Raw genomic sequence first — 22,158 nt, 5'->3', positions numbered from 1 at the left:
TCGATGCGATGCGGGGCCATAACCATCGACAGACCCCGGCGTGTCCTTCGCCTCTGGTGATTTTCTCGTGACGGGACCGGACGGGCCCTTGTGCGTTGTCTCCGTCCCGCAACGGAGGAGACCGAGATGCCCCGCCACCGCCTCGCCGTCGCCGCGCTGCTGCTCGCGCCCGGCCTCGCCGCCGCGCAGGAGGCCGCGACCGGCGCCGTCACCATCGAACGCCAGGCGCCGCCCCGTCCCGCGGTGATCGAGCAGGGCGGCGTGCCGATCGGCACCGTCGCGCCCGGCCAGGCCGTGGAGGTGCAGGGCGCCAATGTCGTCGTCGTCGAGGAAGGCCCGCGCGTGACGCGGCTGACGCTCCGCAACGACGTGCTCTTCGACTTCGACAAGGCGGAGCTGCGCCCCGAGGCCGCCGAGGCGCTGAACCGCGTCGCCGCGATCATCCGGGAGAGGAAGCCGAGCAGCGTCTCCATCGTCGGTCACACGGATTCCGTGGGCTCGGACAGCTACAACCAGGCGCTGTCGGAACGCCGCGCGCGCAGCGTGGAGCAGTGGCTCGAGGCGCATGAGCAGGGCCTGCCGCCGATGCAGGCCAGCGGCCGCGGCGAATCCGACCCGGTTGCGCCCAACACGATCGAGGGCCGCGACAACCCCGAAGGCCGGCAGCGCAACCGCCGGGTGGACGTTCTGCTGCAGCGCTGAGGCTTGCCTCGCGCGCCGCGCCGGCCTTCCCTGCCACGGCGCAGCAGGAGAACTCGCCATGCCGCATGATGGCCATGAGCATCATTCCGTCCCGCCCGACGGCTGGAAGCACAGCGGCGTGCGCGTCATCCCCGGCGACAGCCTCGACGCCAACACCGCGCAGACGCCGGGGATGAACCGCGCGGCGGCGATCAACGCCGCGCGGGTCGGCGCGCAGAGGATCTGGGCGGGCACGGTGCACATCCACCCCGACGCCAAGACCGGCGCGCATCACCACGGCGCGCTGGAGAGCGTGATCTACGTCGTCCGCGGCCGGGCACGCATGCGCTGGGGCGAGAAGCTGGAATTCGTCGCCGAGGCCGGCCCCGGCGACTTCATCTTCGTCCCCCCCTATGTCCCGCACCAGGAGATCAATGCCTCCACGGACGAGACGCTGGAATGCGTGCTCGTGCGGTCGGACAACGAGGCGGTGGTGGTGAACCTCGACATCGAGCCCGTGGAGAAGCCGGAGAAGGTTCTGTGGATCGACCCGATCCACCGCAAGGGCGGGTTCTGAGTCAGACCAGGAACAGTGCCACGCCGCCGGCGGCCAGCGCGGCGGCGGAGCCCGCGCAATACGGCACCGCATAGGCCCTGCGGCCCAGCGCGGCGGCGTAACCCGCCTTGGCGACGATGTTCGACGCGACGGCGACCGCGACCGCGGTCGCGGCGAGCGACGTGGTGACCGTGGCCGGCGCCAGCAGCGGCACGGACAGCGCGATCGCATCCACATCCGCCAGCCCCGTCAGCGCCGCGACGGCGACCACGGCGGCCTGGCCGAAATGCGTGGCGGCGAGCTTCGCCACCGCGCCCACGCCGCCCAGCAGCAGCGCCATGCGCAGCACGGATTTCAGCTCGAAGGGATTGTCGGGCCGTCGTCCGTCCTCCAGCGCGGTCATGCCGCGCCGGGCGAGCAAGGTGGCGGCGATGCCCATCGCCGCGGCCGCCGCCAGCAGCGCCGCCGCCAGCCGCCAGGCGGTGTCGGGCGAGACGATGAAGACCAGCACCAGCGTGCGCAGGCAGGCGACCGCGCCCGCCACCAGCGCGCCTGCCGCAAGCGGCACCGCGGACCCGCCCTGCGCTGCCGCGCCGGCATTGCCGAGCGTGACCGCCGTGGAGGAGACCAGCCCACCCGCGGCCCCCGCCAGCAGCAGCCCCTTCCCCGCGCCGGCGAGCCTCTCCGCGAGATAGCCCGCGAAGGACACGCCGGCGAGCAGGATGGCCAGCATCCAGACCTCGTGCGGGTTGACGCCGGCAAGCCAGGCGACCGGCGCGTCGGGCACCAGCGGCAGCACGAGCAGCGTCATGGACAGCAGCACGATGGCCGATCGCAGCTCCGCCCAGGTGATGCGCGCCATGAGCTCGTGCAGGGATTCCCGCGCGGCGAGCACCGCGGTCATCGCCACCGCCGCGGCGCCCGCGGCCTGAGGCGCCCCCAGCACGGCGAGCGCGCCGAGCGCATAGGTCGCCAGCGCCGCGACCGGGGTGGTGGCGCCGACGCTGCCGGCGGCGGCGGCCTCGCGCAGCGCGAAGGGCAGGACGGTCGCGACCAGCGCGCCCAAACCGCCCGCGACCATCAGCGCGGTGCCGATGCCGTCGAGCTCCGCGCCGAGTGCCGCCATGACGCCGCCGAACAGCCCGATCAGGCCGAAGGTGCGCACGCCCATGGTGCGGCTGCCCGCGGCCTCGTCGCGCTCGCGCCAGTGGCGCTCGGCGCCCACCAGCAGGCCGATCGCCAGCGCCACGGCGAGGCGACGGATCAGGGTCTCGGGGTCGGTTCCCATTCAACGCGTCCGGAGAGGCGGCCGACGCCGGCCGGGGCCGCGAACGCCAGGCGCCGGAGGCGCGCCGGCGCCCGAGGCACCGAAATCACGGCCAGGCCGCGCAGGCGTCCCAGCCGATCTCCCGCGCCTCCGCCTCCGCCCCCGCGACCCATTCCGCGACGAAGGGGTGCGACAGCACGGCCTCGGCATAGGCCTGCGCGTCGGGGGCGAGTGCCACGGAATAGGTGCGGAAGCGGCTGGCCATCGGCGCCCACATCGCATCGGCGAAGCAGAAGCGCGCGCCGAAGAGATAAGGCCCGCCCTGCCCCCAGGCCGCGCGCGTCTGCCGCCAGCTTTTCTGCACGCGGGCGACCTGCGCCTCCACCCCCGGCCGTCCCAGCAGCTTGACGTTGGAGGGGATGCCGTTGGCGATCGGCCAGCGCTTGACCAGGTTCATCGGCAGCGCCGCGCGCAGCTCCGCGAAATGCGCGTGCATCTCGGACGCCGACATCCGCGCGACGGTGCGCGCGCGGCGATCCGCGGGCCAGATGTCGCAGCCCGGCGCGAGCTCCCACAGGTACTCCGCGATCGCCATGGTGTCGGTGACGAGGAAGCCGTCATGCTCCAGCACCGGGATCAGCCCGGTGGGCGAGGCCTCGGCCAGCCTCGCCTTGCTGTCGGGGCGCGAGAGGAACAGCGTCTCCGTCCGGAACGGCAGGCCCGAGAGCCTGCACGCCAGCCAGCCCCGCATCGTCCATGTCGAGGACCATTTGGCCCCGATGACCAGCCGCATCGCGCGCGTCCGACCGCTCCTCCGGCGGTTGCCTGCCCGGGCGCAGCATGACGGTGCGGCGGGTGGTTCGGCAAGCCGCGCGTTGACGGATGCCGTGACGGGCCCGACCATCCCGCCGAGGCCGGGAAGGGACGGGGCATGGACCAGGTGGCGCTCGTGCAGCGCGCGGCGGAGGTGGGCGGCGACGCCGCGCTGGGCTTCCTGCGCGACCTGATCCGCCTGCAGGCCGAGGGCGAGGACGCCGTGCAGGCCCGCGTCGCCGAGGCCTGCGCGGCGCTGGGCTGCGCGGTGGAGCGCCGGCGCTACCGCCCCGCGGATATCAGGCTGCGCGACGAATTCGCCTCCGACTCGGCGATGGCGACGGAGGAGCGTGTGGCGGTGCTGGCGCGGATGCCCGGCACGGGAGGCGGGCGCAGCGTGATCTTCTTCGCCCATCCCGATGGCGAGCCCTTCCAGGCGCAGCATGGCTGGCGCCACGACCCGCTGTCCGGCGAGGTGGAGGGCGGGCGTATCCATGGCTGGGGCGTCGCCGACGACCTCGCGGGGGTCGCGACCATGGTGCAGGCCATCGCCGTGCTGCGCGCGGCGGGCCTGAAGCCGAAGGGCGACGTCATCCTTGCCAGCACGCCGTCGAAGCGTCATGCCCGCGGCGTGCATGCGCTGCTTCATGGCGGCGTGACGGCCGATGCGGCGGTCTACCTGCATCCCGCCGAAAGCGGCGTCGGCATGCGGGAGGTGAAGGCGCTGGCCGCGGGACAGCTCATCTTCAAGGTGACGGTTCCGGGCCGGCTCCCCGCGACCAACGAGCCCGGCCACGCCGCCTTCGCCCATGTCGCGGTCAATCCCGTGGAGAAGGCGATGCTCGTCGTGGCCGCGCTGCGGGCGCTGGATGACCGCCGCGGCGCGCGGGTCCACCACCCCGCGCTGGATGCCGCGATCGGGCGGTCCACCAACCTGCTGATCGGCGACATCCGCACGCTCGGAGATGGGCGGGCGAGCCGCGTCGCGCCGGCGGTGCAGCTGTCCTGCGCGCTCGCCTTCCCGCCGGGCGAGAGGCTGAGCGACGTGCAGGCCGAGGTCGAGGCCGCGATCGCCGAGGCCGCCGCCGCCGATCCGTTCCTGAAGGACACGCCGCCCCGGCTTGACTTCGTCTCCGGCGTGACGGGGGCGGAGGTCGCTCTCGACCACCCGCTCTGGACGGTGACGAGCGAGGCCGTGCGGACCGGCACCGGCGCCGCCCCGGAGATCAACCCGCTGCACACCTCGTCGGACATCCGCAATCCCATGGTGCAGTCCGGCATCCCCTGCGTCGGGCTCGGGCCGCTCTGCGGCGACCTCACGCAGAACGGGGGGCGCGACGAATGGGTGGACGCCGCGGATTACCGGCGCGGCGTCGCGGTGGTCGCGCTGCTGATCGCCCTCTGGTGCGGCGCGGCGCCTGCCGAATAGTCTGCCGACATCGGAACGAAGCCGGAGGAGCCCATGGAGTCGCCGATCCCGATCAAGGAGCCGGCCTGGCTGCGCGAGTTCAAGGCCTTCGTCATGCGGGGCAACGTGATCGACCTCGCGGTCGGCATCGTGATCGGCGCCGCCTTCACCACCATCGTCGGCAGCCTGGTGGAGGACCTGATCAACCCGATCATCGGCCTGCTGATCGGCGGCATCGACTTCTCCAACCTCTTCATCGTGCTGAGCGGGGAGCGCCGGCCGTCGCTGGAGGCGACGCGGCAGGGCGGCGCCTCGGTGCTGGCGATCGGCGTCTTCATCAACGCGATCATCAAGTTCCTGATCGTGGCGCTGGCCATCTTCTGGCTGCTGAAGGTGCTGACGAAGCTGCGCGTGCGGGAGGAGGCGGTGAAGGCCCCGACGCCGACCGAGGCGTTGCTGGCCGAGATCCGCGACGAGCTGAAGGCGCGGCCGAGGATCTAGCCGAGTTCCTCCCGCCTCGCCGCCGCGCGGCGCATCGCGGCGCCGAGCACGGCCTTGATCTCGGCCCAGCGGAAGGGCCTGCGGAGCACCGCGCCGCCGATCTCCGCGGGCTCGGCAGGGCCGGTGACGAAGACGAGCTCGACCGACCGCTCCGCCGGCAGGCCGGCCAGCCGCTCGGCCAGCGCGTGCCCATCCTTGCCGGGCAGCCGGATGTCGGTGACCACCACGCCGATCGCGCCTGCGGCCTTCGCGACCAGCGCCAGCGCCTCGGCCGCGCTGCCCGCGACATGACAGGCGACCCCGTCCAGCGCCAGGCCGTCGGCTATCTCGCCGGCGACCTCCGCCTCCTCGCCAAGCACAAGCACGTCCAGAGGCCGCACCCCGCCCTGTCCCCGCAGCCCATCGCCGGTCGGCAAGCCCGGCGGAGGCGCAGCAAGTGTGAAGTCATCGTACGCAATCCGCAACACTCTTTCACAGTGTCGTGGAAATCGGCCGCGACCCGTCAGGCTGCGGCGGCGGGGCGCCATTCCGGCCCGTCATACGCCTCGGGCACGACGATCGCGCGCGACCTGATGGCGTCGCGCAGCGCGTCGAGCCGATTGGCCAGGGCGGGGTCCACGTCGCGCGCCAGCGCAAGCCGCACCGCGGCGGGTTCCTCGAGCCCGATGCGCCGGTCCTCGAAGCGGCCGCCGAGGAAGCCGGCGATCGCGGCTTCCAGCGCCACGCCGTTGTCGGCGACGGCGGAGGCGAGGAAGACGTCGTCCTCGACCGTCCAGTCCCGCACATTGCCGATCGCGCGCAGGCCGTGTGCCCTGCAGGCCGCGACGGCGCCGGGCCGCCCGCCATCGAGCATGGCGAATTGCAGATCCGCCCCGGCAGCGGACTGCGCCGCGGTCCAGCTTCCGGCAAGGCCAGGATCGTGCTGGTCGCCGCAGAAGCCGGTCAGCAGCGTCGCGCCGGGCCGGGCATGCGCTAGGCCGGCCGCGAATCCGGCGCGGCCGCGCAGCCCCGGCGGCACCCGCTCGCCCGAGAGATGCGCGACGGTGCCGCTGCGGGTCCACCATCCCGCCAGCGCGCCGGCGAGGAAGGCGGATTGCTCCTGCAGCACCTCGAAGCAGGCGATGTTGGGGCCGGCGATGCGCCCCTGCGTGACCGCGAAGGCGACCGAGGGGAAGCGCGGCGCGACCTGTTGCACGCCGGCCTCGCCCTGGCCGCCATGGGCGATGATCAGGTCGGCGCGCGCGGCGGCCGCAGCGATGGTCTCCGCGCGGCGGGCGGGATCGGGTTCCCACACCGCGTCGGGGACGAAGCCGCCGCGCTCCGCCGCGCGCGACAGGCCGGTGACGCCGGCGGCGTTGAAGCTGCCCGCGCCACGGCGGCCGAAGAAGACCGCGACGACGCGAGGCGTGCGAGCCATGCGGGAGAGCGCGGCCCTATTGCGCGGTGATGCCGAGCGCCCGGACGGCGCCGCCGATCACCCGCACCTGCTCCTCCACCATCGCGCTGAACTGGGGCTGGGTCATGGCGCGCATGTCAAAGCCGTGCTCGTCCATGCGCTGCTTCACGATCGGCAGTTCCAGCGCGGCGCTGACTTCCGTGAAGATCCGTTGGCTGATCGCGGGCGGCAGCCGCGCGGGGGCGGAGATCGCGACCCAGTTGTCGGCGAGCAGGCCGGGATAGCCGACCTCGGCCGTGGTCGGGATCTCCGGCGCGGTGCGCTGCCGCCGGTCGGAGGTGACGGCGATGGCGCGCAGCCGGCCTTCGCGGATGTGCTCGATGTTCTGCGGCAGGGTGTCGAAGGACAACGGTATGGCGCCGCCGAGCAGGTCGGCCTGCATCGGCGCGCTGCCACGATAGGGGACGTGGGTCAGCGTCGTGCCGGTGCGGGCCTGGAACTGCTCGCCGAAGATGTGGCCGACGGAACCGGCGCCGGAGGTGCCGTAGCCCGGCGGGACCCGCTGCGCCTTGATCCAGGCGATCAGGCCCGGCATGTCGGTCGCCGGCACGACGCGCGCATTGACCACGATCACGGTGGTGGCGGAGCCGAGATAGGCGATGTGGGTGAAGCTGGTGACGGGGTCGTAGCCGACATTGGGGTAGATCGGCGGCGAGAGCACGATCGGCGCCGTGTTGGAGAGCAGCCATGTGTAGCCGTCGGGCGGCTGCTGCGCGACATGGGCCGCGGCGAGCGTGCCGCCGGCACCCGGGCGGTTGTCCACGATCACGCGCTGCGGCAGGCGCTGGGACAGCACGTCGGCCAGCACGCGGGCGACGATGTCGGATGACCCGCCCGGCGGGAAGGTGACCACGATCCGGATGGGGCGGCTCGGCCAGCCATCCTGGGCCAGGGCGGGCCTGCCCAAGGCCAGGGCGGAAGCTGCCGCGAGAAGCGGCAGGTGGCGACGGCGCATGCGATGTCTCCCAAGACGATTGCGACACCAACGCAAGCCTTGCGCCGCTGTCATGCGCGCCCTGGCCGAGGCCGGACGGCCGGGGCAGGATGGCGCGACCGTTCCTCGGGGGTCTTCATGCCGGCAGGCGGCATCTCGGTGCATGCGGTTGACGTGGCGCGCGGCCGGGTCGCGGAGGGGCTGGCGGTGCGCATCGACCGCGTCATGCCGAACGGCGAGCGCATCACCATCGCCGAGGGCCACATCGGCGCGAACGGCACGCTGGACCACCCCGTCGCCGGCGGCGCCGGGGTCGAGGAAGGGGAGCACGAGGTGCTGATGCATGTCGGCGAGTTCCACGCCGCGACGGGCGTGACGGCGCCGCCCTTCCTGGACGTCGTGCCCTTCCGCTTCCGGGTCTTCGACGTCGCGCAGCACTACCACCTGCCGATCAAGTTCACGCCCTTCGGCCTGTCGGTCTGGCGCGGCGCTTGAGGGTGCGTCGTCTCCGGGCGATCCTCGCCCTCGCGGCGCCGACCGCGGGCGCGTCGGTCCTGCAGGTCGCGTCCCAGCTCTTCGAGACCTGGCTCGCCGCACGGCAGGGGACCGAGGCGCTGGCGGGCTGGGCGGTGGTGCTGCCCTTCGCGCTGCTGATGACGATGATGTCGGGCGGCGGGATCGGCGGCGGCATCGCATCGGCCATCGCGCGCACCCTTGGCGGCGGCCGGCGCGAAGAAGCGGCGGCGCTGGTGCCGCATGCCGTCATGATCGCGGCCGCCGCTTCCGCCTGCTTCGCGCTACCCTTCCTGCTCGCGCCGCGCACCGTGCTGGCGCTGGTCGGCGGCCCGGGGCCAGCGGACGCTGCGGCCGCCTATGCCGCCTGGCTGTTCGGCGCCGGCGCGCTGCCCTTCTGGATGGTCAACACGCTGGCTTCCGTGCTGCGCGGCGGCGGGCAGCATGCGCGGGCGGCGCGGGTGATGCAGCTGGCCTGGCTGGCTTATCCGCCCGTCGCCTGGCTGCTGGCGGAGCCCGCGGGGCTCGGCCTGGCGGGCATGGGCATCGCCTTCGCAGCCTGCTTCTGGGCCGGCGCGATCGCGATGGCGCGGCTGGTGCTGCGCGGCGGGGCGGGCTTCGCGCCGGATCTCCGCGCCCGGCCGCGACGCGCGCTGTTCGGGCGGATCCTGTCGGTCGGGCTGGTCGCGAGCGGGCTCGCGGTGCTGGCCAACCTCACGACGATCATGGTCACCGCGCAGCTCGCGCCGCGCGGTGCGGCGGTAGTGGCGGGCTACGGCATCGCGGTCAGGCTGGAATTCGTCATGATCCCCATCGTCTTCGGCGTGGGTTCCGCGCTGACCGCGCTGGTCGGGCGCGCGGTTGGCGCCGGCGACTGGGCGGAGGCGCGGCGCATCGCCTGGACGGGCGGCGGGCTCGCCTTCGCGATCGCCGGCGCCTGCGGCCTGGCGGCGACGATCTTCCCGCAGGCCTTCGTCGCGGCCTTCACCGCCGATCCCGCGGTCGCGGTCATCGCGACGCGCGCGATCGGGCTGATCGGGCCGGCCTATGCCGCCTTCGGCCTCGGCATGGCGCTCTATTTCGCGGCGCAGGGCGCGGGGCGCATGGCGGGGCCGGTGCTGGCGGCCTTCTCGCGCTTCGGCATCGCGGTCGGCGGCGGCGCGCTGCTGGCCGGGCCCTTCGGGCTGGACGGCCAGTTCGCGGCGGTGGCGCTCGGCCTGGTATCCTATGGCGTCTTCTCGGCTGGCGCGGTGCGGCCGGGGGTGTGGCGCTAGACCGTCACCACCTTGCCGCTCGCCGAGCTCTCCAGGATCGCCGCGATCAGGCGCATCACCGGCAGGCCCGAAGCGCCGTCATTCATGGGCGCTCGGCCCTGCTCGATCGCGTCCAGCATCTCCGCCACCATGGCGCGGTGCGGGCCGTGGTCGAAGGCCATGGGATCGGCGCCGCCGCCGCCCGCCATGCCGAAATCCACGACCTCCGGCGGCCTGCCCTTGGTATGCAGTTCCAGCCGCTCCGCCACCAGCAGCGCGCTGCCGCCGGTGCCGGCGATCTCGATGCGCTCGGGGAAACCGGGCTCGGCGACCGTCGTCGCATCGACCGCGCCGATCGCGCCATTGGCGAAGCGCAGCGCGGCGGCGGCGATGTCCTCGGTGTCGATGGCGCGCAGCGGCGAGGTGCGCGCGAAGCCCGCGACCTGCGCCACGGGGCCCGCGAGGTGCAGCAGCAGGTCGAGCGTATGGATCGCCTGGGTCAGCAGCACGCCGCCGCCGTCGCGCGCCTTCATCCCCCGCCCTGCCTGCGCGAAATACGCGGCGTCGCGCCACCAGCGGATCGTCGCGGAACACGACAGCAGCGCGCCGAGCTCGCCCGACGCGACGGCCTGGCGCAGCCGCAGCGAGGCCGGGCGGAAGCGATGCTGGAAGACGACGCCGAGCCTGACGCCCGCGCGCGCCGCCGCGGCCACCAGCGCCTCGGCGCGCGGCAGGTCGAGCTCGAGCGGCTTCTCCACGATGACGTGCTTGCCCGCCCGCGCCGCGGCCTCGACGACCGGCAGATGTGCGCCGGGCGGCGTCAGCACGACCACCAGGTCGAGGCCGGGCGCCCCGAGCAGCGCGTCGAGGCTGTCGAACACTGGCGCGCTCCAGGCGCCGGCGAAGGCGTCCCGCCGCGCGGCGCTCGGCGCGAAGCCGCCGAGGATGCGGATGCGCCCCGCTGCTTCCAGTTCCTTCAGCGCCAGCATGTGCGGCTTCGCCGCCATCCCGAGCCCGACCACGCCGACGCCGATCATGCGACGCGCCCTCCCTCATCCAGGCAGGCAGGCTAGCCCGTAACCAGGTGGTTCCCAACCGTGCCGGGATCGGTCTAGGCTCCTCCTCCGCAGGCCGGGAAACGCCGGCCGCATCGAGGGAGACATGTCCATGCAACGCCGTGCCCTGCTCGGCGCCGCCGGCGCCAGCCTGCTCGCCGTGCCCAACGTGGTCCGCGCCCAGGCGCCGATCACCCTGCACGGCGCGAGCCAGTTCAACGACGAGCACGTCTTCAACCGCACCATGAAGCGCTTCCAGGAGCTGGTGCTGCAGTACTACGGCCGGCCCGTGAACTTCGTGATGCACAACGACAGCTCGCTCGGGCTCGAGAAGCAGTATTTCGAGTACATGTCGGCCGGCCGCGCGGTGGACTTCGCGATCGTGAGCCCCGCCCACATGTCCACCTTCAGCCGCGCCGCACCCTATATCGACGCGCCCTTCCTGTTCCGCGACCTGAACCACTGGAACCAGGTGCTCGACGCCGACCTCTTCAAGCCGGTGGCCGACGAGGTGGAGCGGCGCGCGCGCGTGATCCTGATCGGCTATGCCGGCGGCGGCGTGCGCAACATCTTCTCGAACCGCCCGGCGACCACCATGGCGCAGCTGCGCGGGCTTCGCGTGCGCGTGCAGGGCGCCCCGATCTGGAGCCGCACCTTCCAGGCCATCGGCATGGCGCCGCAGGTCATCGCCTACAACGAGGTCTACAACGCCATCCAGAACAACGTCATCGAGGCCGGCGAGAACGAGGCCGCGGGCGTCGAGCAGATGCGCTTCTACGAGGTCGGGCCGAACCTGTTGATCACCGAGCATGCCATCACCATCCGCCCGCTCTGCTTCTCCGTGCAGACGCTGCAGCGCCTGCCGCGCGAGCTGCAGGACGCGGTGCGCCGCGCGGGCCGCGAGGCCGGCGTCTATGGCCGCCAGACCGAGAGCGGCGAGGACGCGCAGAAGATCGACGCGCTCGCCGCGGCGGGGCGGCTGCGCAAGGTGCCCTTCACGGAACGCCCGCAGATGAACGCGGCGGTGCAGCCCGTGATGGCGGCCTATGCGCGCGAGATCGACGCGGAGGGGATCCACAACCGGATCGCGTCGCTGACGTCGTAGAGTTTCGCCTTCCCGCCCCCGCCAGGCGGCTCCCTCCCCCGCTCCTTGGTTTCCCTTCCCCGCAAGCGGGGGAGGGTCAGGGAGGGGGTGCTTCGTTCAGCGCGCCCTCATCCTCGGCACCCCCACTCCATCCCTCCCCCGCCTGCGGGGGAGGGGGGCGCGCGGTGGGGGAAGTGACGACACTCCAAGGACCACCCGAATGCCATCAGGCCCGCGCGGCCTCTTCCGCCGCTTCACCGCTTGGTACGCCTGGCTGCTCGACATCCTGATGACGCTGGCGGTCGCCTCCATCGTCTTCCCGGTCACGCTGCAGATCTTCGCGCGCTTCACCGAGCTCCTGCCGCGCTACATCTGGACCGAGGAGCTCTCCCGCTTCCTGCTGGTCTGGATGGTGATGATCGGCGCCATGGTCGGCATCCGGGAGGGCACGCATTTCAACGTGGACCTCTTCCCCAACCTCAAGGGCCGCTCCAAGGCTGCGGCAGACATCGTCGCGGGGATCTTCATCCTGGTCTTCGCCTTCGTCTTCCTGTGGTGGGGCATCGAGTTCACGGATTTCGCGTGGTACCGCGTCAGCGAGCTGGCGGAGCTGCCGCTCTGGACCATCCACATCGCCTGGCCCATCGCCGGCGCGACCTGGATCCTGTTCCAGGGCGAGCGGATGTACGACAGCTTCCAGGTCCTGGTGCATGGCGAGGAGCCCGCGGCATGAGCGGCGCCATCCTTTCCTCGGGCCAGGCGGCCTGGATGCTGTTCGGCGCCTTCTTCTCGCTACTGCTGCTGCGCGTGCCGGTTTCCATCGCGCTCGGCCTGGCCTGCCTGCCGCCTCTGATCATCGAGGAGCGGCTCTGGCCGATGATCCTCCTGCAGGAGACCTTCAACGGCTTCAACAGCTTCATCCTGATCGCGGTGCCCTTCTTCCTGCTGGCCGCGAACCTCATGAACATCGGCGGCATCACCGACCGCCTGGTGCGCTTCTCCCGCGCCATCGTCGGGCACCTCCCCGGCAGCCTCGCGCAGATCAACGTGGTGCTGTCCATCTTCTTCGCCGGCATCTCCGGCAGTTCCACCGCCGATGCGGCCAGCCAGTCCAAGATCTTCATCGATGCCCAGCGGAAGGAGGGCTACGACGACAGCTTCTCCGTCGCGATCACCGCGGTCTCGGCGGTGCTGGCTGTCATCATCCCGCCGTCCATCCTGATGATCGTCTGGGGCGGCGTGCTGACGGTCTCGATCGGCGGGCTGTTCCTGGCCGGCGTCATCCCGGGCCTGCTGATCGGCCTGGCCCAGATGGCCACCGTCCATGCCTATGCGAAGATCCGGCGCTACCCCACCTACGAACGCGCGACGCTGAAGGAATTCGTCGCCTCCTTCCTCGTCTCCGTCCCCGCGCTGATGACGCCCTTCATCATCATCGGCGGCAAGATCTTCGGCTGGTTCACCGCGACGGAGGCCGCCTGCATCGCCGTGCTCTATGCCGGCGCGCTGTCGATCCTCGTCTACCGCGAGATGGACCTGAAGGGGCTGCGGCTGGCCTTCTCCGAGACCGGGCGCCTGTCCGCGATCACCCTCTTCTGCGTCGGCACCGCGTCGGCCTTCGGCTGGCTGCTCGCCTACTACAAGATTCCCGAGGCGATGCTGTCCGGCGTCATCGCCTGGGACATGGGGCCGATCGCGACGGGCTTCTTCATCGCCTTCGTCTTCCTCGTCGTGGGCTGCTTCCTGGACGCGATCCCGGCCATCATCATCGTCGGCACCATCCTGCAGCCCATGGCCGAGCACGCGGGCATGCACCCCATCCACTTCGCGATGGTCTCGATCGTGTCGCTGGCCTTCGGCCTGGTGACGCCGCCCTACGGACTCTGCCTGATGATTTCCTGCGCGGTGGCGGGGATCCGGATCACCGACGCGCTGAAGGACACGATGATCATGCTGGTGCCGATGCTGGCGGTGCTCGCGCTGCTGATCGTCTGGCCCGACATGGCGCTGCTGCTGCCCCGCCTGCTGGAGCCGGACTTCCTGAAATAGGGGACCTGTTGCGGAGGCCGGGGCTCGCGTCCAAGTTGTGGAGGTGACCGCTTCCGCCCCTCGCCCCTCCGCTCGCCCGTCCCCTGGCCCCTCCCCCCGCGCCGCGCCGCTCTCCTCCCTGCGGCTGCTGCTGCCGATGCTGCGCCCCTACCTCCTGCGCACCATCCTCGCCGTCGTCGCCCTGCTGCTCGCGGCAGCCCTGACGCTCTCGATCGGGCAGGGGCTGGCGCTGCTGGTCAACCGCAGCACCAGCGCCGGGGGCGCCGAGGCGCTGAACGCCGCCTCCGCCCTGATGGGCTTCATCGTCATCGCGCTAGGGCTCGCCACCGCCAGCCGCTATTACATGATCACCTGGCTCGGCGAGCGCGTCGCCGCCGACCTGCGCAAGCGCGTGCACCACCACGTGCTGACGCTGAGCCCGGCCTGGTTCGACACCATGCGCACCGGCGACATCCTGTCGCGCATGACGGCCGATGTGGCGCTGCTGCAGGGGCTGGTGGGCTCCGCGCTGTCGATGGGGCTGCGCAACCTGCTGACGGGGTCGGGCGCGCTGGTGCTGATGGCGCTGACCTCGCCCCGGCTTGCCGCCGCCGTCGTCGTGGTACTGCCCATGATCGTGGTGCCGCTGGTCCTGTTCGGCCGGCGGGAGAGGCGGCTGTCGCGCAGCGCGCAGGAACGCGTCGCCGACCTGGCCGCGCGGGCGGAGGAGACGCTGAACGGCCTGCGCGTCGTGCAGGCCTTCACCCAGGTCGCCGCCGAGCGCGAGCGCTTCGCCGAGGAGACCGAGGAATCCGTCGCCGCCGCGCTCCGCCGCATCGCCACCCGCAGCCTGCTGATCCTCGCCGTCATCCTGCTGGGCTTCGGTACGATCACCGCCGCGCTCTATGCCGGCGCGCTCGAGGTGATCTCGGGCCGGATGAGCGGCGGCGACCTCGCGGCCTTCGTCTTCTACGCCATCATGGCCGCGACCGCGGGTGCGACGATCAGCGAGCTCTGGGGCGAGATCCAGCGCGCCGCCGCGGCGGCCGACCGGCTGCTCGAGATCCTGGCGGTTGAGCCCGCCATCGCCGCCCCCGCCAGCCCCGTGCCCATGCCCGACCCGCCGCAGCGCCGCCTGGCCTTCGAGGACGTGGTCTTCGCCTATCCCACGCGGCCGCAGCACCGCGCGCTGGACGGCGTGTCGCTGCGCGTCGAGCCGGGCGAGACCGTCGCGCTGGTGGGCCCGTCCGGCGCGGGCAAGACGACGATCTTCCAGCTCGTGCTGCGCTTCTACGACCCGCAGGGCGGCCGCATCCTGGTGGACGGCGTGGACGTTCGCGACGCCGACCCGGAAGCCGTGCGCGCGCGCATCGGGCTGGTGCCGCAGGACCCGCTGATCTTCGCCGCCACCGCGCGCGAGAACATCCGCTACGGCCGGCCCGACGCCACGGACGCCGAGATCCGCCGCGCCGCGGAGGCCGCCGCCGCCCACGACTTCATCGCCGCCCTGCCCGAGGGCTACGACACGCGCCTCGGCACGCGGGGGGTGACGCTGTCGGGCGGGCAGCGCCAGCGCATCGCGGTGGCGCGCGCCATCCTGAAGGACGCGCCGATCCTGCTGCTGGACGAGGCGACGAGCGCGCTGGACGCGGAGAGCGAGCGCCTGGTGCAGGCCGCGCTGGAGCGGCTGTCGCGCGGGCGTACCACGCTGGTGGTGGCGCACCGCCTGGCCACGGTGCGCCGCGCCGACCGGATCCTGGTCATCGACGACGGCCGCATCGTCGCTGAAGGCCCGCATGACCGCCTGGTGAGGGAGGGCGGGCTCTATGCGCGCCTGGCCGCGCTGCAATTCGCCGACGCGGCGTGACGTCGGCGCGGGACACGATCGCGGCCTATGTCAGGGGCTTCCGCGAATTCGCGGACGCCTACGAGGCCTTCGGCTTCGAGGAGATCCACCGCGACGCCATCCCCTTCCTGCCGCGCACACCCGGACTGGCGCTGGATGTCGGTTCGGGCAGCGGGCGCGATGCCGCCTGGCTCGCCGGCAAGGGATGGGAGGTCGTGGCCGTCGAGCCCGCGGCGACGCTCCGCGCGGAAGCGGCGCGGCTGCACCCCGAGCCCGCGATCCGCTGGCTGGACGACAGGCTGCCCGCGCTGTCTTCCGTCCATCGCCTCGGCCTCGGCTTCGGACTGATCTGGCTCAGTGGCGTCTGGATGCATGTCCCGCCCGAGGACCGGCCGCGCGCGATGCGCAAGCTCGCCACGTTGCTGAAGCCGGGCGGGCGGATGATGCTGACGCTGCGCCACGGCCCGGCCCCCGAGGACCGGCCGATGTGGCCGGTGGATGCGCATGAGGTTGAGCGGCTGGGCCTCGATCATGGCCTGGCGCTGCGCGTCGCGACGGAGCGCGCGGAGGACCGGCAGGGTCGGCCCGATGTGCGCTGGCAGACCGTGATCCTCGACCTGCCGGACGATGGCGGCACCGCGCTGCCGCTGCTGCGCGGCGTGATCCTGCGGCAGGAGAAGTCGGCGACCTACAAGCTCGCGCTTCTCCGCTGCCTGGCGCGGATCGCCGATGCCTCGCCCAACGTCGCGCGGGAAGCGGACGACCATGTCGAGCTGCCGCTCGGCCTGGTCGCGCTGTTCTGGCTGCGCATGTTCAAGCCGCTGGTGGAGCGCGGGCTGCCGCAGATGCCGGTGGGCAGCGGCATGGGCTTCGTGAAGGATGCCTTCCGCGCGCTGGCGCCACTCGCGCCCTTCGACCTGAGGCCGGGCGCGGCCTTCGGCGGCGAGACGGCGTCGGCCCTGCGGCGCGCGCTGGCGGACGCCGCGCAGGTCATCGCGACCATGCCGGCGCGGCACCTGACCTTCGCCGACGACACGCCCGTCTTCCCCGCAAGCTACGGCCGCATGCCGCGCGGCGATGCGCTGGTCCTCAACGCCGAGACCTTCTGGACCTACGGCAACCTCCGAGCGCCGCTCGCGGTCTGGCAGGCGCTGCGGCGCATGGCGGCCTGGATCGAGCCGATGCTGCTGGCGGAATGGGTGCGGCTGACACGCGGCTATGCCGAACGCGCGGGACGCACGCTCGACAGCGACGCCGTGCTGTCCGCGCTGCGCTGGCTCGAGCCCGACCGCGACACCGTGCTGGTGCGCGACATCGCGGCGGCGCGGCTGAAGCGCGGCGAGGCGCTGGAATGCGTCTGGACGGGCGAGCCCCTGCGGCCGGGCTCGGTCGACATCGACCACTGCCTGCCCTGGTCGGCCTGGGCCTGCAACGACCTCTGGAACCTGCTGCCCGCCGGCGCCGCGGTGAACCGGCGCAAGAGCGGGCTGATCGTCGCCGCGCCGACGCTGACCGAGGCGAAGCCGCGCATCCTGGAATGGTGGCAGCGCGGCTATGTCGAGGGCGACGCGCCGATCCGCGCCCGCTTCGCCGAGGAAGCGCGCAGCACCCTGCCCCTGCCGCCCGACCGGGCGCCGGACCTCGACGACCTCTTCGCCGCGCTGGATTTCCGCCGCCTGCGGCTTCGGCAGGAGACGCAATTGCCGGAATGGCGCGGCAATGCCTGACCTCGACACCGCGCTGCTGCGCGCCTTCCTGGAACTCGCGGAAACCCGCAGCTTCTCCCGCACCGCGGAGCGCATCGGGCGGTCGCAATCCGCGGTCTCGATGCAGATCCGGCGGCTCGAGGAAATCCTCGGCGTCCGGCTCTTCGACCGCGACCGGCGCAACGTCGCGCTGACTGCGGAAGGCGAGGCGCTGCTCGGCGATGCGCGGCGCATCCTCGACCTCTCGGACGCCATGGTCGCGCGGCTGCGGGAGCCCGACGTGGCGGGCGAGGTGCGCTTCGCCTCGCCCGAGGATTTCGCGACGCTCTACCTGCCGGAGATCCTGGCGTCCTTCGCGGCCAAGCACCCGCAGCTGCGCCTGCACGTCACCTGCGACCTCACGCTCCGCCTGGTGGAGGCGCTGGAGCGCGGCGAGCACGACCTGATCGTGGTCAAGCAGGACCCCGCCGAGCCCTACCCCGGCGCGCGGCCGCTCTGGCGGGAGCGCCCCGTCTTCGTCGCCCGCGACCGCAGCATGCCCGACCGCTCGGGGGATCGCGTGCCGCTGGTCCTCTCGCCCGCACCCTGCGTCTATCGCCGCCGCGCGGTGGGCGCGCTGGACCAGGCCGGGCTGCCCTGGGACATCGCCTATACCAGCCCGTCCTTTGCCGGGACGATCGCCGCCGTCAGGGCCGGGCTCGGCGTCACCGTCCTGCCGCGGACCATGGTGCCGGACGAGCTGATCGGGCTCGACGCCGATGCCGGCTGGCCGGCCCTGCCGGAGGTCGAGATCGCCCTGCTGGCCGCCCCGCGCGCCGACCCCGCCGCAAGGGCGCTCGCCAGCTTCATCGAGGCCCGGGTTCCGACTTATCGGCATCATCGATAAGAACGATCAAAATAATTCGATTTACGCATTCATCCTGGGGCGGCAGAAGCCGCCGGACTTCAACGCCGGGGTTCGAATGCCGCGACACCTCTCCCTCGCGCTCTGGCCGCTCTGCGGCCTGCTGCTGATCCTGCTGGGCCTCCGCGCCGGGGCGGAACCCTGGGTGGCCGGCCCGTTCCGCGTGGATGCGATGGCGCTGTTCCTTGGCGCGGCGGCGACGCTGGTCAGCGCCGTGGTGCACGCCTTTTCGCTGCGGCACATGGCCGGCGAGGCGCGGTTCGGCGCCTTCTTCGCGCGTCTCTCGGCCCTGGCCGCCATCGTCCTGGCGCTGCTGGCCGCCGATGCGGTCCTGCTCTTCGCCGGGCTCTGGGTGGCAATGGGCTGGCTGCTGGCGGATGCGATCGGGCATGTCCGGGACTGGCCGCAGGCCCGCGCGGCGGGCGATTTCGCCCGGGTCTGGTTCTTGCGAGGGGCCGCGGCGCTCGTCGTCGGGCTGGCGCTGCTCGCCGCGGCGACGGGGAGCCTGTCCATCGCGGGCATCGCGGCCGAGGCCGGCACGGCGAACGGCCTTTTGGTCGGGCTGGGCTGCGCGGCGCTCGGGCTCGCGGCGGCGATCCAGTCCGGACTGTTTCCCTTCCATCGCTGGCTGATGGGCTCCATGACGGCGCCAACGCCGGTCTCAGCCTTCATGCATGCGGGCCTGGTGAACGCCGGCGGCATCCTCGTCGCGCGCTTCGCCCCGGCCTTCGAGGCCGCGCCGGCGATCCTGCTGCTGGTCTTCGCGGCCGGCGCGGCGAGCGCGTTGTTCGGCCAGCTCGCGGCGCTGGTGCAGTCCGACGTGAAGCGGGGGCTTGCGGCGTCCACCACGGCGCAGATGGGTTTCATGCTGATGCAGTGCGGGCTCGGCTTCCACGCTGCGGCCATGGCGCATCTGGTGCTGCACGGGCTCTACAAGGCCTCGCTTTTCCTGGGCGCGGGATCGGGGCTGGCCATCGCTTCGCGGCCCGCTTCGCCGAAGGCCGCCGATATCGGGCCGGCGGTGGTCGCCGCGATCCTCGGCGGCGCGGGCTTCGCGCTGGCGAGCGGCAAGCTCGGCGCCGGCACGGGCGCGCTGCTGGTGATGTTCGCCGCGCTCGCCGCCGCGCAGGCGAGCCTCGCCGCGCCGGCAAAGGGCGCGATGCGCTGGCTCGGCGTGCCCGCCGCGCTCGGCGTCGCGGGGCTGCTCTACGGCCTGCTGGTGCGCGGGATCGAGGCGCTGCTGGCCGGCACGCCGGGCCTCGCCTCGGCGCAGCCGCTGACCGCGCTGCACGCCCTCGTCGCCGGCGCCTTCCTGCTCGCGGGGATCGCGGTGCAGGCGGGCCTGCACCGGCGCTCCGCCGCCCTCTATGTCCGAGTTCTCGGCCTCAGCCAGCCCGCCGCCGCCGCCATCACCGACCGCCGGGAGGCCTACCATGCCTGAGCTCGCCCGACTCTCCGCGCAGATCGAGATCGCCGCCGGTCACGTCACGCCCTATTGGCCGCTGACCCGCTTCATCGCGGCCAACCCGCTGCAGGGCCTGGAGGACCAGCCCTTCGAGCACGCCGCCCGGACCGCGGCGAGCCTGTTCGGCGCCCGCGCCTGGCCGGCCGCCGAAGTGCTGAAGGCCGCGCTCGCCGACGGCCGCATCGACGGCGCCATCCTGGCCGAGGTCGCCGCCCGCCACGGCCAGCCCGGAGCCGCCGCGCCCGGTGCTCTCGACGTGCCCGGGAATGCGCAGCGCGCGGCCCCGCCCTCCGCCGTCAACCGCGCGCTGATCCGCTGGCTCGCCGCCTTCCTGGACGAGGGCCAGGCCGCCTGGCCGATGCCGGGCCGCGAGAAGGGCCTGTGGCGCGCCGTCCGCGCCCTGCTGCCCCTCGACGCGGAGGTGCCGAAGGGCACGGAGGCCGCGGCGCTCGACGCCGATCCCCTGAGGGCGATCGCGGCGCTGATCGCCGACGTCCCGGAGGAATACCGCACCGTCCTGCTGACGCGGCACCTGACGGCCCTTGCGGGCTGGGCGGGCTTCGTGAAGTGGCGGGCGCAGGAACGCGTGAAGCCGGCGGCGACGCTGGCCGACCTGCTGGCGCTGCGGCTGTTCCTCGCGCGCCAGTTCGAGGAGGCGCCGGCCGCCGCGCCGACGCCGGCGGAAAGCCCGGCCGCGGCGATCTGGCTGGAAGCCTGGGAGGAGACCTGGCGGCGCGGCCTGGCCGCAAGGCTGGCCGCGAAGGCGGCCGCGGCGGCACCGAAGCCGGAGGCTCAGCTCGTCTTCTGCATCGACGTCCGGTCCGAGGTCCTGCGCCGGCACCTCGAGCGGACGGGCCCGTGGGAGACGCTGGGCTTCGCCGGCTTCTTCGGCGCCGCCGTCGCCGTGCGGCCCTTCGGCGAGGACGCGGCCTATGCCTCCTGCCCCGTGCTGCTGCAGCCCCGCCATGTCGTGCCGGAGGTCGCCGCGCCGGGCGCCGAGGATGCGGCTGCGGCGCGGCTCGCCGGGCTGAAACGGCTGAAGGGTGCGAAGGGCGGGCTGCGCGCGCTGAAGGAGAGCCTGGCCGGCGCCTTCGGCTTCGTGGAGGCCTCCGGTGCCGCCTTCGGCGCGGCAATGGTCGCGCGCACCGTTGCGCCTGGCGGCTTCGGCGGCGCGGTGAAGCGCCTGGCCGAGCGCGTCGTGCCGCCCGCGCCGACCACGCCGCGGGTGGCGCTCGCCTGCGACGACGGGGTGACGACGGGACTGAGCCCCGCCGAGCAGGTCGCGACGGCGGAGGGCGCGCTGCGCATCATGGGGCTGACCACGGGCTTCGCGCCGGTCGTGGTGCTCTGCGGCCATGGCGGCCAGGCCGTGAACAACCCCTTCGTGGCGGGGCTGGATTGCGGCGCCTGCGGCGGCCATCGCGGCGGGCCGAACGCGCGCATCATGGCGGCCATCCTGAACGACGCGGCGGTGCGGCAGGGACTGGCCGCGCGCGGCATCGCGATCCCCGCGGCGACGGTCTTCCTCGCCGCCGAGCACGACACCACGACGGACCGGCTGGCCATCTGGGACGACCCGCGCGCCGATGCCGCGACCGTTGCGCGGCTGCGCGGCGACCTCGAGGCCGCGCGGGCGAAGGCGACGGCGGAGCGGCTCGCGAGGCTGCCGAACAGCAAGCCGGGACATGCCGTCGCCGCGGCGGAACGGCGCGCCGCGGACTGGGCGGAGCCGCGCGCGGAATGGGCGCTGGCGCGGAACGCCGGCTTCATCGTCGCCGACCGCTCCTTCACGCGGGGGCTCGACCTCGAAGGCCGCTGCTTCCTGCACTCCTATGACTGGCGCGCCGACAAGGAAGGCGCGGCGCTGGAGGTGATCCTCACCGCGCCGATGGTCGTCGCGGAGTGGATCAACACGCAGTACTACTTCTCCACCGTGGACAACGCGGTCTTCGGCGCGGGGTCGAAGGTGACGCACAACGTCGTCGGCGGCTTCGGCGTGATGCAGGGCAACGGCTCCGACCTCATGACCGGCCTCCCCGCGCAATCCGTGATGAGCGCGACCGGCGTGCCGTACCATGAGCCGCTGCGGCTGATGACGGTCGTGCAGGCGCCGCTGGCGCGCGTCGAGGCGGTGGTCGCCAAGCACCGCATCCTTCAGACGCTGTTCGGCAACGGCTGGGTCGCGCTGCTGGTCGCCGACCCCGAGACCGGCCGCTTCCTGCGCCGCAACCGCGACGGCAGCTGGCGTGACGAGACGCCGGCCGCCACGCCTGAACACCATCTGATCGCCGCCTGAGGAAACGCCAGAGATGAGCAACGACACCCTCGTTTTCCACAAGCTGAAGAAGATCGAGATCATCCTGCCCGGCGAACGCCAGGCCTTCGTGCGCGAGCTGCTGGAACGCTCGGGCTGCACGGGCTGGACGCTGTTCCGCGACGTCGCGGGCCAGGGCCATCACGGCTTCCACGAAGGCCGGCTGCTCTGGAACGACCAGGCGAGCGTGATGATGTTCATGGCCGTCGGGACCGAGGCCGTGATCAAGCGCATCGCCGCCGGCCTCACGCCGCTCTTCCAGAAGGGCTCGGGGGTGATGTTCATCTCCGACACCGAGGTCGTGCGGCTCGAGCATTTCGTCGGCGCCGAGGGCGGCTGACCGAACCGCGCCTATCGCGTCGTGTTGGGCCTGC

Annotated in this window: 21 protein-coding genes; 15 read left to right on the top strand and 6 right to left on the bottom strand. The window is 72.9% G+C overall.

The features are described from left to right. Nucleotides 1–126: 126 nt before the first annotated feature. Nucleotides 127–702 carry an OmpA family protein gene (locus tag ACLF3M_RS22560; protein WP_430659239.1) on the top strand — a complete coding sequence of 192 codons (576 nt, stop codon included), beginning with the start codon at nt 127–129 and terminating at the stop codon, nt 700–702. 58 nt (nt 703–760) lie between these two features. Further along, nucleotides 761–1,258, top strand: a complete 498-nt coding sequence (locus ACLF3M_RS22555; RefSeq protein ID WP_430659238.1) for a cupin domain-containing protein — start codon at nt 761–763, stop codon at nt 1,256–1,258. A gap of 1 nt (nt 1,259) precedes the next feature. Here the strand turns inward: ACLF3M_RS22555 and ACLF3M_RS22550 are convergent, their stop codons facing one another. Both ACLF3M_RS22550 and ACLF3M_RS22545 read right to left on the bottom strand, forming a co-directional pair. After that, nucleotides 1,260–2,525: an MgtC/SapB family protein gene (locus tag ACLF3M_RS22550; RefSeq protein WP_430659237.1), complete on the bottom strand. Its 1,266-nt coding sequence runs from the start codon at nt 2,523–2,525 to the stop codon at nt 1,260–1,262. An 85-nt stretch (nt 2,526–2,610) separates the two neighbouring features. Beyond that, nucleotides 2,611–3,297, bottom strand: coding sequence for a glutathione S-transferase N-terminal domain-containing protein (locus ACLF3M_RS22545; protein WP_430659236.1), 687 nt, complete (start codon nt 3,295–3,297; stop codon nt 2,611–2,613). A 138-nt stretch (nt 3,298–3,435) separates the two neighbouring features. Here ACLF3M_RS22545 and ACLF3M_RS22540 point away from each other — a divergent pair, with 138 nt between their 5' ends. After that, nucleotides 3,436–4,746: a M20 family metallopeptidase gene (locus tag ACLF3M_RS22540; protein WP_430659235.1), complete on the top strand. Its 1,311-nt coding sequence runs from the start codon at nt 3,436–3,438 to the stop codon at nt 4,744–4,746. 33 nt (nt 4,747–4,779) lie between these two features. Beyond that, entirely contained in the window at nt 4,780–5,226 is a 447-nt protein-coding gene (mscL, locus tag ACLF3M_RS22535) for a large conductance mechanosensitive channel protein MscL (RefSeq protein WP_430659234.1), read from the top strand. Here mscL and ACLF3M_RS22530 read toward each other — a convergent pair. The 3 genes from ACLF3M_RS22530 to ACLF3M_RS22520 form a co-directional block, all read right to left on the bottom strand. After that, nucleotides 5,223–5,606, bottom strand: coding sequence for a response regulator (locus ACLF3M_RS22530; protein ID WP_430659233.1), 384 nt, complete (start codon nt 5,604–5,606; stop codon nt 5,223–5,225). The two genes, mscL and ACLF3M_RS22530, sit on opposite strands and share 4 nt — an antisense overlap. A gap of 122 nt (nt 5,607–5,728) precedes the next feature. After that, nucleotides 5,729–6,643, bottom strand: coding sequence for a BMP family ABC transporter substrate-binding protein (locus ACLF3M_RS22525; protein ID WP_430659232.1), 915 nt, complete (start codon nt 6,641–6,643; stop codon nt 5,729–5,731). A 16-nt stretch (nt 6,644–6,659) separates the two neighbouring features. Then, nucleotides 6,660–7,637, bottom strand: coding sequence for a Bug family tripartite tricarboxylate transporter substrate binding protein (locus ACLF3M_RS22520; RefSeq protein ID WP_430659231.1), 978 nt, complete (start codon nt 7,635–7,637; stop codon nt 6,660–6,662). A 117-nt stretch (nt 7,638–7,754) separates the two neighbouring features. Here ACLF3M_RS22520 and ACLF3M_RS22515 point away from each other — a divergent pair, with 117 nt between their 5' ends. Together ACLF3M_RS22515 and ACLF3M_RS22510 are read left to right on the top strand one after the other, a co-directional pair. Next, the gene (locus tag ACLF3M_RS22515) at nt 7,755–8,111 is read left to right on the top strand and encodes a hydroxyisourate hydrolase (protein ID WP_430659230.1); all 357 of its coding nucleotides are present in this window, start codon (nt 7,755–7,757) and stop codon (nt 8,109–8,111) included. Between the two features lie 2 nt (nt 8,112–8,113). After that, complete coding sequence (locus tag ACLF3M_RS22510) at nt 8,114–9,403, top strand: MATE family efflux transporter (RefSeq protein ID WP_430659229.1); 1,290 nt, start codon at nt 8,114–8,116, stop codon at nt 9,401–9,403. Here the strand turns inward: ACLF3M_RS22510 and ACLF3M_RS22505 are convergent. Then, on the bottom strand, nt 9,400–10,419 hold the full coding sequence (locus tag ACLF3M_RS22505) for a Gfo/Idh/MocA family protein (protein WP_430659228.1): 1,020 nt from the start codon (nt 10,417–10,419) through the stop codon (nt 9,400–9,402). The genes ACLF3M_RS22510 and ACLF3M_RS22505 overlap by 4 nt on opposite strands. Before the next feature lie 130 nt (nt 10,420–10,549). On the opposite strand from ACLF3M_RS22505, the gene ACLF3M_RS22500 reads away from it, so the two are divergent. The 9 genes from ACLF3M_RS22500 (at nt 10,550) to ACLF3M_RS22460 (ending at nt 22,124) form a co-directional block, all read left to right on the top strand. Continuing rightward, nucleotides 10,550–11,542: a TRAP transporter substrate-binding protein gene (locus ACLF3M_RS22500; RefSeq protein WP_430659227.1), complete on the top strand. Its 993-nt coding sequence runs from the start codon at nt 10,550–10,552 to the stop codon at nt 11,540–11,542. Between the two features lie 199 nt (nt 11,543–11,741). Next, a complete protein-coding gene (locus ACLF3M_RS22495; RefSeq protein ID WP_430659226.1) occupies nt 11,742–12,254 on the top strand; it encodes a TRAP transporter small permease in 513 nt (170 codons plus the stop codon). After that, nucleotides 12,251–13,570: a TRAP transporter large permease gene (locus ACLF3M_RS22490; RefSeq protein WP_430659225.1), complete on the top strand. Its 1,320-nt coding sequence runs from the start codon at nt 12,251–12,253 to the stop codon at nt 13,568–13,570. Before ACLF3M_RS22495 ends, ACLF3M_RS22490 begins: the two co-directional genes overlap by 4 nt. A 43-nt stretch (nt 13,571–13,613) precedes the next feature. Further along, entirely contained in the window at nt 13,614–15,416 is a 1,803-nt protein-coding gene (locus ACLF3M_RS22485) for an ABC transporter transmembrane domain-containing protein (RefSeq protein ID WP_430659224.1), read from the top strand. Beyond that, nucleotides 15,413–17,122 (top strand): methyltransferase domain-containing protein, encoded by a 1,710-nt coding sequence (locus ACLF3M_RS22480; protein WP_430659223.1) that lies wholly within the window; start codon nt 15,413–15,415, stop codon nt 17,120–17,122. The genes ACLF3M_RS22485 and ACLF3M_RS22480 overlap by 4 nt, the downstream gene beginning before the upstream one ends. Beyond that, nucleotides 17,115–17,987: a LysR family transcriptional regulator gene (locus ACLF3M_RS22475; protein WP_430659222.1), complete on the top strand. Its 873-nt coding sequence runs from the start codon at nt 17,115–17,117 to the stop codon at nt 17,985–17,987. The genes ACLF3M_RS22480 and ACLF3M_RS22475 overlap by 8 nt, the downstream gene beginning before the upstream one ends. A gap of 76 nt (nt 17,988–18,063) precedes the next feature. Beyond that, nucleotides 18,064–19,446, top strand: coding sequence for a proton-conducting transporter membrane subunit (locus tag ACLF3M_RS22470; protein ID WP_430659221.1), 1,383 nt, complete (start codon nt 18,064–18,066; stop codon nt 19,444–19,446). Then, nucleotides 19,439–21,766: a DUF2309 domain-containing protein gene (locus ACLF3M_RS22465; RefSeq protein WP_430659220.1), complete on the top strand. Its 2,328-nt coding sequence runs from the start codon at nt 19,439–19,441 to the stop codon at nt 21,764–21,766. Before ACLF3M_RS22470 ends, ACLF3M_RS22465 begins: the two co-directional genes overlap by 8 nt. A 13-nt stretch (nt 21,767–21,779) precedes the next feature. Then, nucleotides 21,780–22,124 (top strand): P-II family nitrogen regulator, encoded by a 345-nt coding sequence (locus ACLF3M_RS22460; protein WP_430659219.1) that lies wholly within the window; start codon nt 21,780–21,782, stop codon nt 22,122–22,124. Nucleotides 22,125–22,158: the final 34 nt, after the last annotated feature.

Origin of the sequence: Falsiroseomonas sp. HW251 (genome assembly GCF_050563545.1) — a bacterium.
Lineage (GTDB): Bacteria > Pseudomonadota > Alphaproteobacteria > Acetobacterales > Acetobacteraceae > Falsiroseomonas.
This window is presented reverse-complemented; position numbering and strand designations above follow the sequence as displayed.

Coding starts and splice junctions, on each gene's coding strand:
- ACLF3M_RS22560 (WP_430659239.1), top strand. CDS start 127: ATGCCCCGCCACCGCCTCGCCGTCGCCGCGCTGCTGCTCGCGCCCGGC.
- ACLF3M_RS22555 (WP_430659238.1), top strand. CDS start 761: ATGCCGCATGATGGCCATGAGCATCATTCCGTCCCGCCCGACGGCTGG.
- ACLF3M_RS22550 (WP_430659237.1), bottom strand. CDS start 2,525: ATGGGAACCGACCCCGAGACCCTGATCCGTCGCCTCGCCGTGGCGCTG.
- ACLF3M_RS22545 (WP_430659236.1), bottom strand. CDS start 3,297: ATGCGGCTGGTCATCGGGGCCAAATGGTCCTCGACATGGACGATGCGG.
- ACLF3M_RS22540 (WP_430659235.1), top strand. CDS start 3,436: ATGGACCAGGTGGCGCTCGTGCAGCGCGCGGCGGAGGTGGGCGGCGAC.
- mscL (WP_430659234.1), top strand. CDS start 4,780: ATGGAGTCGCCGATCCCGATCAAGGAGCCGGCCTGGCTGCGCGAGTTC.
- ACLF3M_RS22525 (WP_430659232.1), bottom strand. CDS start 6,643: ATGGCTCGCACGCCTCGCGTCGTCGCGGTCTTCTTCGGCCGCCGTGGC.
- ACLF3M_RS22520 (WP_430659231.1), bottom strand. CDS start 7,637: ATGCGCCGTCGCCACCTGCCGCTTCTCGCGGCAGCTTCCGCCCTGGCC.
- ACLF3M_RS22515 (WP_430659230.1), top strand. CDS start 7,755: ATGCCGGCAGGCGGCATCTCGGTGCATGCGGTTGACGTGGCGCGCGGC.
- ACLF3M_RS22505 (WP_430659228.1), bottom strand. CDS start 10,419: ATGATCGGCGTCGGCGTGGTCGGGCTCGGGATGGCGGCGAAGCCGCAC.
- ACLF3M_RS22500 (WP_430659227.1), top strand. CDS start 10,550: ATGCAACGCCGTGCCCTGCTCGGCGCCGCCGGCGCCAGCCTGCTCGCC.
- ACLF3M_RS22495 (WP_430659226.1), top strand. CDS start 11,742: ATGCCATCAGGCCCGCGCGGCCTCTTCCGCCGCTTCACCGCTTGGTAC.
- ACLF3M_RS22490 (WP_430659225.1), top strand. CDS start 12,251: ATGAGCGGCGCCATCCTTTCCTCGGGCCAGGCGGCCTGGATGCTGTTC.
- ACLF3M_RS22475 (WP_430659222.1), top strand. CDS start 17,115: ATGCCTGACCTCGACACCGCGCTGCTGCGCGCCTTCCTGGAACTCGCG.
- ACLF3M_RS22470 (WP_430659221.1), top strand. CDS start 18,064: ATGCCGCGACACCTCTCCCTCGCGCTCTGGCCGCTCTGCGGCCTGCTG.
- ACLF3M_RS22465 (WP_430659220.1), top strand. CDS start 19,439: ATGCCTGAGCTCGCCCGACTCTCCGCGCAGATCGAGATCGCCGCCGGT.
- ACLF3M_RS22460 (WP_430659219.1), top strand. CDS start 21,780: ATGAGCAACGACACCCTCGTTTTCCACAAGCTGAAGAAGATCGAGATC.